At 45.1% G+C, this 12,196-nt stretch carries 15 protein-coding genes; 7 read left to right on the plus strand and 8 right to left on the minus strand.

The genetic code is table 11. The annotated features are described in order from the left end of the window. Positions 1 to 23: 23 nt before the first annotated feature. Complete coding sequence (locus WQ57_RS15040) at positions 24 to 269, minus strand: hypothetical protein (protein ID WP_046524606.1); 246 nt, start codon at positions 267 to 269, stop codon at positions 24 to 26. Positions 270 to 375: 106 nt separating this feature from the next. Between WQ57_RS15040 and WQ57_RS15045 the strand changes: the two genes are divergently transcribed. Next, complete coding sequence (locus WQ57_RS15045; protein WP_046524607.1) at positions 376 to 654, plus strand: hypothetical protein; 279 nt, start codon at positions 376 to 378, stop codon at positions 652 to 654. Between the two features lie 369 nt (positions 655 to 1,023). Then, entirely contained in the window at positions 1,024 to 1,821 is a 798-nt protein-coding gene (locus tag WQ57_RS15050; RefSeq protein ID WP_046524639.1) for a CAP domain-containing protein, read from the plus strand. A 57-nt stretch (positions 1,822 to 1,878) separates the two neighbouring features. Here the strand turns inward: WQ57_RS15050 and WQ57_RS25725 are convergent, their stop codons facing one another. Next, positions 1,879 to 2,397: an Hsp20/alpha crystallin family protein gene (locus tag WQ57_RS25725; protein WP_052948776.1), complete on the minus strand. Its 519-nt coding sequence runs from the start codon at positions 2,395 to 2,397 to the stop codon at positions 1,879 to 1,881. A gap of 32 nt (positions 2,398 to 2,429) precedes the next feature. Beyond that, a complete protein-coding gene (locus WQ57_RS15060) occupies positions 2,430 to 2,903 on the minus strand; it encodes an Hsp20/alpha crystallin family protein (RefSeq protein WP_046524608.1) in 474 nt (157 codons plus the stop codon). A gap of 185 nt (positions 2,904 to 3,088) precedes the next feature. On the opposite strand from WQ57_RS15060, the gene WQ57_RS15065 reads away from it, so the two are divergent. After that, a complete protein-coding gene (locus WQ57_RS15065; protein ID WP_046524609.1) occupies positions 3,089 to 3,868 on the plus strand; it encodes an SDR family oxidoreductase in 780 nt (259 codons plus the stop codon). Between the two features lie 47 nt (positions 3,869 to 3,915). Here the strand turns inward: WQ57_RS15065 and WQ57_RS15070 are convergent, their stop codons facing one another. The 4 genes from WQ57_RS15070 to WQ57_RS15085 form a co-directional block, all read right to left on the minus strand. Continuing rightward, positions 3,916 to 5,277, minus strand: a complete 1,362-nt coding sequence (locus WQ57_RS15070) for an MATE family efflux transporter (RefSeq protein ID WP_046524610.1) — start codon at positions 5,275 to 5,277, stop codon at positions 3,916 to 3,918. A gap of 138 nt (positions 5,278 to 5,415) precedes the next feature. Further along, complete coding sequence (locus tag WQ57_RS15075; RefSeq protein ID WP_046524611.1) at positions 5,416 to 5,976, minus strand: GNAT family N-acetyltransferase; 561 nt, start codon at positions 5,974 to 5,976, stop codon at positions 5,416 to 5,418. A 284-nt stretch (positions 5,977 to 6,260) separates the two neighbouring features. Next, positions 6,261 to 7,382 carry an amidohydrolase gene (locus tag WQ57_RS15080; protein ID WP_046524612.1) on the minus strand — a complete coding sequence of 374 codons (1,122 nt, stop codon included), beginning with the start codon at positions 7,380 to 7,382 and terminating at the stop codon, positions 6,261 to 6,263. Positions 7,383 to 7,390: 8 nt separating this feature from the next. Then, positions 7,391 to 8,170, minus strand: coding sequence for an undecaprenyl-diphosphate phosphatase (locus WQ57_RS15085; RefSeq protein WP_046524641.1), 780 nt, complete (start codon positions 8,168 to 8,170; stop codon positions 7,391 to 7,393). 170 nt (positions 8,171 to 8,340) lie between these two features. Here WQ57_RS15085 and WQ57_RS15090 point away from each other — a divergent pair, with 170 nt between their 5' ends. The 3 genes from WQ57_RS15090 (at position 8,341) to WQ57_RS15100 (ending at position 10,760) form a co-directional block, all read left to right on the plus strand. Continuing rightward, complete coding sequence (locus WQ57_RS15090; RefSeq protein WP_046524613.1) at positions 8,341 to 9,189, plus strand: patatin-like phospholipase family protein; 849 nt, start codon at positions 8,341 to 8,343, stop codon at positions 9,187 to 9,189. 153 nt (positions 9,190 to 9,342) lie between these two features. Beyond that, complete coding sequence (locus WQ57_RS15095) at positions 9,343 to 10,113, plus strand: hypothetical protein (protein WP_046524614.1); 771 nt, start codon at positions 9,343 to 9,345, stop codon at positions 10,111 to 10,113. A gap of 74 nt (positions 10,114 to 10,187) precedes the next feature. Continuing rightward, entirely contained in the window at positions 10,188 to 10,760 is a 573-nt protein-coding gene (locus tag WQ57_RS15100) for a redoxin domain-containing protein (protein WP_052948778.1), read from the plus strand. Positions 10,761 to 10,799: 39 nt separating this feature from the next. On the opposite strand, the gene WQ57_RS15105 is transcribed toward WQ57_RS15100, so the two are convergent. Beyond that, complete coding sequence (locus WQ57_RS15105; RefSeq protein ID WP_046524616.1) at positions 10,800 to 11,063, minus strand: hypothetical protein; 264 nt, start codon at positions 11,061 to 11,063, stop codon at positions 10,800 to 10,802. Positions 11,064 to 11,223: 160 nt separating this feature from the next. Here WQ57_RS15105 and dapF point away from each other — a divergent pair, with 160 nt between their 5' ends. Beyond that, positions 11,224 to 12,180 (plus strand): diaminopimelate epimerase, encoded by a 957-nt coding sequence (gene dapF, locus WQ57_RS15110; RefSeq protein WP_046524617.1) that lies wholly within the window; start codon positions 11,224 to 11,226, stop codon positions 12,178 to 12,180. Positions 12,181 to 12,196: the final 16 nt, after the last annotated feature.

Raw genomic sequence — 12,196 nt, forward strand, 5'->3', positions numbered from 1 at the left:
TCTCAGCCTTTTTTTTTCTTGCTTTAAAAGGATTGCTCGCCAAATTTGACAAATGTCTTTTCATCTTCGATTAAACCGCATACTGCACATTGCACTTTCAGTTCCGGGCCCCGATAAGGGGTATGGAAAGGATCAAGCTGGCCTGAGGTGTACTCTTCGACAATTTCTCCGGATTGCGGATCCATTTTTACGGATTGGGGAACCTGCCTTATTAAATTAAATCTGCTTTTATTGGTCCTGCAATTTGGACAGCGGTATGGAACACTCATTCTTATGCCTCCTCTTTTAATTCTTTTGATGATTATTTTTTGCAAACGTGGAAACTTATATGTAAAAATACACCTAGGATGATCAAACTGATTAAGGAGGCGAAGCATGGGCGAAATCGATTATACCTATTTGCTGGAGAAGTACAGGACATTGTGGAACAACAGGCAGCTGTACACGGAGGGAAATGCCGAAACAACATTGAAGGAAGCTGTCACGAGAGAGCTGAAGGATGAAAACTCCCATCCTCGTGTAAGAAGGAGCTTATACGAAAAGTTTTACCTGGCATCCAAAAGGATCATTGAATCAGATCTAAGTCCTGATGATAAAATAGCTTTTTTAGATCTTCATGCAGAAATGACACAAGCTATTAAAGAAGGGGAATAGGAGAGATTGGACATCTGTTTTTACAAAAAAAGAGGTCAGGTGTCGAAATTTTTGTCATAAGAATGTAAGTGTTGTAATATTTCCTTGCTTGCTAAATAGCTGTCAACTCCATTTTTTTATCTATTTCTTGTATTTCCTCCGTTTTTCTCCATTTTTTCCATGTGAAAAAACGGTATTTTTGAATAGGACCTGTTGGCTAGAAAGCCAGCAGGTTCTTTTGTTTGCGGGGTTTTTTATCCCATCTGGGTTTTGTTTTATTATTCAAGCATAGCTTAGATTCCAGAATTATCCTCAAATATTACAAAAAAGCCATGCTATTATTGTAGTGTCACCAAGAGAGACAAAATGATTTTATGGGAGGAAAAAAGGATGAAAAAGAAGCTTATCTTTTCAGTAGCGGCTGCCGCTGCCATTCTAGCAAGCAACCCTGCCATGCAGGCGGATGCTGCAACCATATACCCTACTGGGGAAAGAAAAATTGTCTACTATCAAACTGGCAATATCAATAAAGAACAGATTCAGGAATTAATCAACAAATATTTCGCCAATCCAGAAGGCTTTTGGAAACAGGCTGCTCAACTATCAACAACACCTGCCACAAAGGCACCGGTTACACCAGCCAAGCAACAGCCTGCACCAGCCAAGCAACAGCCTGCAGCTCCTGCACCAGCCAAGCAGCAGCCTGCAGCTCCTGCACCAGCCAAGCAGCAGCCTGCAGCCCCTGCGCCAGCCAAGCAGCAGCCTGCAGCCCCTGCACCGGCCAAGCAACAGCCTGCGGCTCCTTCAAGCGTAAGCGCCTATGAGCAAAAAGTTGTGGAGCTTACCAATCAGGAGAGGGCCAAAAACGGCCTGAAGCCGTTGGTTCTCGACACGGAGTTGAGCAAAGTAGCGCGTGAAAAGTCACGCGATATGCAGGCAAAGGGCTATTTCAGCCATACGAGCCCTACCTACGGTTCACCATTTGATATGATGAAGAAATACGGTATTAGCTATAAAACTGCCGGGGAAAACATCGCTATGGGCCAGCGCAGCCCTGAAGAGGTTGTCAAAGCCTGGATGAATAGTGAAGGGCACCGAAAGAACATCCTTAATTCCAACTATACGCATATCGGCGTTGGCCATATTGCTGAAGGTAACTACTGGACTCAAATGTTCATCGGAAAATAATCCACGTATTATAAAAAAGTCAGCACAAGTGTGCTGACTTTTTTATGTCTTACAGATTCAAAGCTGTGTCTCTTGCTCGTTATCCCTGTGCCCATTGAATTCGATATGGACAGGCACAGCGTCCTCTTCAGGAATAATTGGCATGGTGACAGTCAACAGCCCGTTTTCAAACCCGGAAGACACCTTGTTTTTATCCACCTTGAAAGGAAGGCTGATGATTTTTTCAAAAGGACGGTCAGGACGCTCTTTTATAAAATAGCGAATCCTGGGCTCCAACGTGGAAATGATCCCTCTTATGGTTAATTCCTGGCCTCTTAATATAACTATTACTTCTTCGGGGTGCATCCCCGGAAGCTCTGCCTCAACATATAAATTCCCATCCTTTTCAAATAAATCGCACCGTGGAAAGGGGTCTCTCAAACGTGTGGCCAATGCCCCGCCGGCCAGGTTTTTCCCCATCTTTTCTTCTTCCTTTGAAAAGGGGTGGGAAGACTGGTTGAACACTTCCTTCCAAAAACTATCCGCGGCATATCTTTTAGTGTAATCCAGCCAGTTTTTCAGCCGTTCTGAATCCATGGTCCTTCCCTCCCAAATCGTTAAGCCTGGGGCTAAATTTCGTTGACATCAATCTCTGAAAACTGGTGGTGAGTCAGCCTAGGAATCCTGATCTCCAATATCCCGTCTTTATGGCTGGCAACTGCACCTTTTTTCTTGACCGGGGCTGGAAATCCCAGGGTGTGTTTATCTCCCTGGGCGGGGATATGCTCAATAATCGCTTCAGTGGAAGTATGGTAGACTTTCATGCTCTTTAACCATTGCTCTTTTTTGATTGGTATCCTGATGTAGACAAATTCATGGGTTTCGAAAATGGACGCGTTAAGGCCATTTAGGGATTCAGGCTGGTGTTGGCCATGATTCTGCATGCTTTTTAGCCATTCCTGCGGATTCAGCATGCTTTCCATATGCTGTGGAAACATTTGGCCGACCATTTCCTGGACAAACTGGTCGATATTTTGTGGATTGATGTTACCTAGCTTTTCTTTCATTGTTTCATTTAGGGGGAGATTTTTCCATGGAAACACCGGAGATCCCTCCTCTCGTCTGTTATGGCTGCCGGAGACTGCTTCTGTTGTTGTATGTTTCATTCTATGCAGTGATGAGCCCAATGGTTAAAACCACGTTGTGCCACCTTGCTAAAATTTGCATAATGCTGCTGTTCTATTTACTATAATGGTAGTAATGATGACTGGAATAGCGGGGTATCGATGTGGGCAGTAAAACAGCATTAATTACCGGAGGAGCAGTTGGAATAGGAAGGAAAATTGCCGGGCAGTTTGCTTCGGAAGGGATAAATCTTGCGATAAATTATCGGTCAAGCCGGAATACGGCAGAAGCACTTGCAAAGGAGTTAAGTGAAAAGTACGGCACGGAGAACGTTGCGTTAAAAGCGGATATTTCGGAATACCAGCAATGCTGCAGGCTTATTGAGGAAGCAGGCACATGCCTGCCTTCGATAGATATACTTGTGCACAATGCAGGACCGTATATTCACGAAAGGAAGAGAATGGCCGATTACTCGATTGAGGAATGGCAGTATATGATTAATGGAAATCTGAACTCCGGCTTTTATCTGTCAAGCTTGCTGGTTCCTTTCATGCGCAGCCGGCGCTGGGGCAGGATCATCACGATCGGGTTTGACAGAGTGGAATCTGCCCCTGGCTGGATTTATCGGTCCGCTTTTGCTGCCTCCAAATCGGGTTTGGCATCATTGACAAGAACAATTGCCCTGGAGGAAGCACAGCATGGGATCACGGCAAATATGGTTTGTCCCGGAGACATAGTAGGGAATTGGAAGGAGAGGGATATCGTGGAGGCATTGGGCGTTCAAGATGGAACGGTCCCAGTGGGAAGGCCGGGAACCGGGGAAGATATCTCCAGGGTGGTATCCTTTCTCGCTGCCGAGGAGTCGGCTTATATAACTGGAAGCATCATTCCGGTAACCGGCGGAAAAGATGTCCTTGGAAAGGTATTCAGAGGAGAAAAATAGGAAAAGGGCGCTTGCACATCCGGAGAGTGCAGACGCCCTTTTATCTTTTATGGGTTTTGGAATCTTGCTGCCATCTTCCGCTGGATAAGCACCAGCCTCGCCAAAAGGCAGGATGCTCCAACGGCAAGGCCGGCAATCAGCCCAATCCAATAGCCGAAGGCCATTAGTTCGGTGTGATTTGCCAAATAATAACCTAAAGGAAGACCTATTACCCAGTAGGAGACCAAGGCCATAACAAAAGTGACATTGACATCCTTATACCCTCTCAAGGCTCCCTGTATCGGAGCTTGTATCGCATCCGATAACTGGAAAAAGAGGGCGAAAAGCAAAAATTCAGCGGTCAGTTTTAGGACTTGCGGATCCTTTGTATAAACCCTGGCAACTTCCTCCCTGAACATGATTAAAATGATTCCGCAAATGACAGCCATGATGACCGCAATTGCGATGCCGATCCAGCTGTATTGCCTGGCATCCTGGTAACGCCCGGCTCCTACTTCGAATCCTACGACAATCGTAAGGGCCATTGATATGCTGAGCGGAACCATGTATAAAAAGGAAGAAAAATTAAGGGCAGCCTGATGGGATGCTATCGTAAGAGTATCAAATTGTGACATCAGTAGTGTGACAGCGGAGAAAATACTGGTTTCAAAGAAAATCGCAAAGCCAATAGGGACCCCGACCAGCAAGATCTCTTTCCACTTTTCAAGCGAAAAACCATAAAGCCTGCTGAAAATTTGATATCTGGCAAAGGGCTGCTGTCTGATGATGATGACGATTGTAATCAAGGTGAGCAGCCAGTACGTGAGGGCAGATGCATAACCTGCTCCAACTCCGCCCAATTCGGGGAACCCCATTTTTCCAAAGATCAGGAAATAGTTAAAAACGATATTTAACGGCAAGGAAGCCAGAGTAATTAACATTGATACCCTTGTCTTCCCGAGCGCATCCAGGAAACAGCGGAGCACGTTATAGACGAACAGCGGAACTATGCCGGTGCTAAGCGCAAATAAATATTCCTGTGCAATGGTACGGACATGGTCTTCAAGCTTCATAAGACCAAGTATCGGGTCAAGGGCCAGTGAGCCTGCAATGAGGACGACTACGGCCATGACAATCGCCAAATACACGCCTTGAATTACTGAAAAGGAGACTTCACTGTTTCGCTGTCCCCCAACGAGCTGAGCGACAATTGGCGTTACAGCCAGGAGAATTCCGCTCAATCCAGTAAAGACAGGAACCCATAGCGAAGAGCCAATCGCAACTCCTGCAAGGTCTTGCGGACTGTATTGGCCAGACATGGTCGTATCAAAAAAGTTCATGGCATAAATAGCCAGCTGCGTGATCAGGATTGGAATCAGTATTTGCAGAAGCTGGCGCAGTTTTTCTTGCTTTGTGCGGGTTTGTATCATTATATATCCTCTTTTTCATTAATATCCAAAATAGCATTATACCATAAAGGGGAGAAGCCAATTCAAAAAAGTGCTGCACAGTTCGCACAGCACTTTTCATTATTACGAATTCAGTCTGCCTTGAAATCCGAAGTGTCATTACGCTTCCATCAGGCGGGTTTCCTCCTCCTGCTGGGAGACATTCCTGCGCAGATAAAGGGTATATTGGTCCTTTGAAATTTCATACAGGTCGTAAACTTCCCCGCCTGCATTCAATTCCTGGTAAATGGAACTTCTAGTCTCATTGGCCTTAACCGTGTAAGGCAGTTTTTCAGCAGCCTTGATTGAGCGGAGATTTGCCTTTCTAATGCGCATAAAGATGGTTTCAATTTCCTTTTCATAGAACAATTCCTGGAAAAAGGCATCTTTTGCTGGGCCGTTATATCCTTTACCGTGATATGGCTTCCCTATCCAGGTGCCAAGGAAACCAGCCCCATTCTGGATATCATATAAATTTATCGTTCCTATCGGGGCTCCCCAATCGTCAAGAATCGTACGTGAAATCAGTTCTCCGCGGTCTTCAGCTTCTATGGTCTGTTTTGTGACAAAGACAAATTCATCGTAGGAATAGGCCTTTTGGCGAACAAAAGGGAAGACATCCGGATGCGACATAAGCTCGAATAAAACGTGGCTATCTTGCAGATCGCGTTTTTTGAGCATTTTGTATCCCTCCAATACAGGGCATTAATCCATGCGAAAAAAACATGGCCCACCCTCGAAATTTTTTGTAGAATTGCTAAAAAATTTCGGGGTGGGAATCGAACCCACTAGAACCAGGATACTGGTGGCGCACCATTTGCCTTCCCTCATTACTTTTCCGATATGAAATTTTCGGTTAAACAATTTCCATAGAAATCATACTAAAAAAACAGCGAAAAGGAAATAGTTTTTTATCCCGATTTTTCGCCTAATTTTGCCATGTTTCTACAATGATGCTGCCCTTTTCAGCTTAATGCCATTTCTCCATTCACCATCGTCCATATGGGCTTCGCCAGATAATGAAAGGGATGTTTATTCCAAAGAACCAGATCCGCATCCTTTCCAGCCTCGATGGTTCCCACCCTGTCTTCCACTCCAAGGTTCCTTGCAGGGAGAAGAGTTAGCCCCTCAAGCGCTTTCTGCTCAGAAAGGCCTTCCCGAACAGCAATGGAGGCACAGAGGTTCAGGTATTGGATAGGAGTATATGGATGATCTGTCGTAATGGAAACTTCTACACCATGCCGGGTTAATTCGTGATAGGTATTCCAGCTTTTATTTTTTAATTCAATTTTGGAGCGTCTTGTAAGAGTGGGGCCGACCGAGACCTTCAAGCCAATCCCGGCCAGCTCATCAGCAATCAAATGTCCTTCCGTACAATGTTCAATTCGGAGATCAAGGCTGAACTCCTCGGCAAAGCGGAGGGCCGAAAAAATGTCGTCGGCACGGTGGGCATGGACCCTGACTGGAATTTCCCGCTTAAGGGCCTGGGCAATCGGGGCAATACGCAGGGTTTCTGGAGCATCACAATTTTTTGCTTCGAAAAAAGCTTCCCTGAGCATGCCCATTATCCCCATTCTCGTGATGGACTCCTTGTTTCCGTAGCTATGCATTCTTTTTGGATTTTCCCCAAGAGCAATCTTTAACCCTGCCGTTTCCTTCACAATCATTTTCTTTATATTTTGACCGGCGGTTTTGATTACCGTAGAGGTTCCTCCTATGACATTGGCACTCCCAGGCATGACATGGACGGTTGTAATGCCCGCCCTGAGTGCATCTGAAAAGGCAGGATCAAGGGGGTAAACCCCATCTAGTGCCCGAATATGCGGAGTACATGCTTCAACCGTTTCATTGGCGTCATTCCCTGCCCAGCCGGTACCTTCATCATATAAACCAAGATGTGTATGCACATCAATGAAACCCGGGAAAAGGTATCCATTGGAGCAATCTATGATGGAGACATCAGTGCTGCGGGGTATATTTTGGCCGATTTTGGAAATCTTCCCATTTTGGACAAGAACATCACATCCTCGAATCGGTTTAAAGGCAACAGGAAACACAAAGGCATTTTTAAGGAGTACTTTTTTCATGCGGCACCTTAAAACATTCCGGTATACTGCAGGATCAATACAGATACCCCCAACACCCACACATAGACGGCAAAGATTTTAAGCGATTTTTTTTGCAGGAACTGCAGCATCCAGACAATGGCCGCATACCCGCAAAGGGCCGCAGCGATCGTGGCAACGAGCAAACTCCCTAACGAAACCGCCTCCGCGTTCCCTGACAAAAGTTCGGGGAGTTTGTAGGCAACCCCGCCTGCGATGGCAGGTATTGATAATAAAAATGAGAAATAGGCAGCTGTTTCGCGGTCCAGTTTTCTCCATAAGCCAGCGGCAATGGTCAACCCTGAACGAGAAAGAGCCGGCATGATGGCCGCTGACTGGAACAGCCCGATAATAAAGGCATCCCCATAAGTGATCTGGTCCATTTTTTTGCGCCCATTCCTGATTCCGTCCGCCATCCAAAGAATTACACCTGTAAAAAGGAATTCCCATCCAATCGTTTGCCCGGTTTTTGAGATTGAATCAAAGAAATCATCAAAAAGGACGCCGGCGGCCACGGCAGGTATGGTGCCAATAACCAGGAGCAGCGAGGTTTTTCCGAATGGCTTTTTCATGATACCAACCAGTTCTTCTTTATAAATGACAAGGACTGCCAGCAGCGTGCCTGTATGCAGCATCGTATCGAGAAATAAGCCTGCTTCATCAAGCCCAAACAGATGTCTGCCCAAATAAAGATGTCCTGTACTTGATATGGGCAGGAATTCAGTAAATCCCTGGATGATTCCAAGAATAAATGCTTCAATTTTAGACATCATTTCATTCCCTCCATAGAAAATCCTTGTATAACAAATGTATTCAAGTTGTCCCAAACAAGAACATTTATCGTGCTGAAGGCAGGGGGGAAGCTTTGCCTCAGTTTCTGATTGCCTGTTATGCTAAAATAATTTTAAGATGAAATTTTACAAGGAAGGATGGGTGGAACATGATTAATGCTGGGCTTGTTCTGGAGGGAGGAGGCATGCGAGGGGTTTATACGGCAGGGGTCCTGGAATTCTTCTTGGAGCAGGAACTTTTTTTTCCTTATGTTATCGGGGTATCAGCCGGTGCAGCGAATGCGGCTTCATACCTATCGAAACAAAAGGGGAGAAACAAAAAGGTCAATATTAATTTTATCTCTGATCCCCGCTACCTTTCATGGGGCAACCTGATTAAAACGGGCCAGGCTTTTGGCATGGATTTTATTTTCGATGAAATTCCGAACAAGCTCGTACCCTATCATTATGATGAATTTTATAAAAGCCAATCGGAGTTTGTGGTCGGAACGACTGACTGTATGACAGGCGAGCCTGTTTATTTTAAAAAAGAAGAGTATGGACAGGATATGCTGAAAATTATCAGGGCATCCAGTTCATTGCCATTTTTTGCACCGGAAATCCATTATAAAAATAAAGTGCTTCTTGATGGAGGGATCAGTGATCCAATTCCTATTAAAAAATCGGAGCGTGACGGAAATAAAAGAAATGTTGTGATATTGACCCAGAATAAAGGATACGTTAAAAAACCGTCTAAATTGAATTTTCTCACGAAACGAAAATATCCCCGCTATACAGGTTTGCAGATGGCTTTAGCCAGGCGTTATCAATTATATAATGACACCTTGGCCCATCTTGATGAGGAAGAGAAAAAGGGGCGCGTATTCATAATTAGGCCATCCTTGCCTCTGGAGGTTGGCAGGATGGAGAGAAACCCAGCGAAGCTTGAAAAACTTTATCAACAAGGCTATGAGGATGCCAAACAAGCAATTGACTCACTCGCGGCCTGGCAGAAATGAGCTGTTCTTCAAATGAAGGACGGTTTTTTTATTCCTCGGAGGATTTTCTATTAGGAGAGCTCTACTCCGGAAATCTTGTGAATTTTGCTAGAATGATTCGGCTGGGATGCCAATACAATAGAGTAACTAGTAAATAAGCGAGGAATGATTGAAATGAGCATCCGGCAATATTACCTGCAAAAAGCCCAATCCTATCTGAATGCATGCATTCTAACACTGCTTTGCCATGCTGCCTTCCTGTCTGCATGCCTCCTAATACAAATTAGGCCGCCCTTTGGCTTGGCAGGAATTCCGTTTTTGGTTTTTGCTTACATACATTTTCAGTCTTTTTTGGTTTACCGAAGGAAAAGCAAGGAATCTGCAGGTGTTGACCCAAAGCTTGGACAGGTTCCATTTTTACAGTGTGAGGATCTTTTGCTTGCATTGGCACCTGCACCGGCCCTAAGATTGCTGCTGTTCCATCCTTGCGGAAGACTTGCGGGTGAAATCAGGGAATTGGAAGCGAAAGTCTGGCGGTGGATTTTGCCTGAAATAATCGACAAGAGGGTGAAAAAGAAGTATGGTTTAATTGACAGCAATGGAAAGATGCTGGCTGTAATGATCATTAAGGGCATTTCAGTGGATGTAATGCTCCCTGATGAAACGGGGATTGGAAGCTATGACCAAAAAGCAAAATCTGGACAAACTCATGAAGATGGAGGAAAAATACAAAGAGTGGATGAATCCAGTTTGTATACAAGCATTTTCTTTCAGAAGGGCGAAAAAAAAATGGCAAGGCTTCAAATAGGCTGGCTTCCTGTTGAATGGAGCCAACGCTTTAGCGTCAATACCCCAGTGCTTTCGTTCGAGCCTGCATCCAGCGATGAGGAAAAGCTGATGTCTTTGGCTGCGGTTGCCCGCCATTATGAGTATGCAGACCATTGATGCATTTTTAATGATTAACCTCATGAATACGTTTTACAATAGTAGCAGCAAGAGTACAGAAGGGGAGAAATCTGGTGAAGAAATTTTTGCTTTTGGCTGCCGTGATTTTAGCCATTTTATTTATTTTAGATATTACTGTTTTAAAAGAGAAGGGCGTAATCAATCAGGCAGCCCTAGGAAAATATGAAAAAATTGAAAACCCTGACAAGCTACCGGAAGGAATTGAACAGGGAAGCCGCGCTCCTGATTTTACCCTGACAGATTTGCGTGGAGAAACGTTAAAGTTAAGTGATTATAGGGGAAAGAAAGTCCTTCTAAATTTTTGGGCAACATGGTGCCCGCCTTGTAAAGCAGAGATGCCCTATATGCAAAAGTTTTATGAGAAATACAAAAGTGAAGGCTTTGAAGTATTGGCCGTCAACATGACCGTAACGGAAAAGTCCAGAGAGGATGTAGTGCGTTTCGTCGAGGAGCATGATCTTACTTTCAGGATTCCAATGGATGATAAAAACCAGGTTTTCAGCCATTATGAAATCATGGCGTATCCGACCAGCTTCTTTATTGATTCGGATGGCGTGATAAGAAGTGTTGCCATTGGCGGGATGACAGAGGAATTCATTGAAAGGGAACTCAAAAAGCTGCCTTGACGGGAGAGGAAGGCTCCTGGCCTCCCAGGTGCCTGTTTTCTATTCGGGCTCAAGCCACCTTTTTTGAGGCTTAATATACCGTTTGAGTTCAACTGCCACTAGACGCCGCAATGATAATTGGGAAGTGAAGGAAGCGATGTCCTCCGGAATCGGAAAAATGCCATGGTCATTGAACCGGACTCTGATATTGCCAGTCGTTTTATTTTGATGAAGGTCTGTGGCGGTTGTTTCAACATAAGCTATTTTTTCATTCAGTAAAGGGTTTGCGAATACGATTTTCGTTATGGAAAATTTGAATTTCATGGAAGGGCTCCTTGGAAAAGCAGTTTTTTAGGTTGAACATTCGTTCGAACTATGGCATCTTTTATTATAAAGTGAAACTTCATTCTGTGGGGGGGTTTCTGCTGCTTGTAAATGCAGGATAAATGACTAATGACTAATGACTATTTTGGAGGCTGCCATTATGATGATTGAACTGATAAAATGCCATGGTTCAGGAAATGATTTCCTGTTGATCGATGAAATGGAAAAAGACTATGGGTTTACGGATGAAGGCCGGCGAGAGCTAGCCATAGCGCTGTGCAACCGTGAAAAATCGCTTGGTGCGGATGGGATCCTTTATATCCTGCAGAGTGAAAAGGCAGATGCAATCATGCGCGTGTTTAACAGTGACGGGTCAGAGGCATCAATGTGCGGGAACGGGCTGCGCTGTGCGGCCCGTTATGTCTGTGAGAAGCTGGGGATTGAGCAGGCCATTATCGAAACGATGAAAGCAGATTTGCAGGTGCGGAAGGAGGCCGAAATTTACCCGGGAATCCCTACATATCAGGTGGAGATTTCCCCGGTGTCGTTCCAGCTTAGTGACTTGCCGCTAAATCTTGATAGAGATACTCTTATCCAGGAAAAGCTGCCGGAACTGTCTGATGGATTGGTGTTTACGGCACTTGCAGTCCCCAATCCCCATCTTGTTGCCATGGTTTCCAGGGAACATCTGGAGTCAGGGATGCAAAAAGAGCTAAGCGAAAAAGTAAATGGACCTAACGACCTGTTCCCCGATGGAGTAAATGTGAGTTTCATCAGGAAGGTTGGCGACCGGGAAATTTATGTGCGCACCTTCGAGCGGGGAGTGGGATTTACGAACGCTTGCGGGACAGCCATGTCGGCATCATCGCTTGTCACCTGCCTGACTGGGGACAATGCTTTCGAAGAGGCAATCTCCGTCTATAATAACGGCGGAATGGTGCAATGTGTGGTTCACAAGCATGGTGATACCTATACCATTGACCTGATTGGAAATGCCACATACTTGTACAAGGCTGCCATCGACCGGGACAGCTATCAGGTTGTGGACATGCAGGAGTTTTCGGAAGAAGAATCCTACAAAAAGCTGCAGGAGCATGCACGCGCCATTATCGCCTGACAACAAAGCCTCCGGA

The organism is Mesobacillus campisalis (assembly GCF_000986785.1).
Classification (GTDB): domain Bacteria; phylum Bacillota; class Bacilli; order Bacillales; family Cytobacillaceae; genus Mesobacillus_B; species Mesobacillus_B campisalis.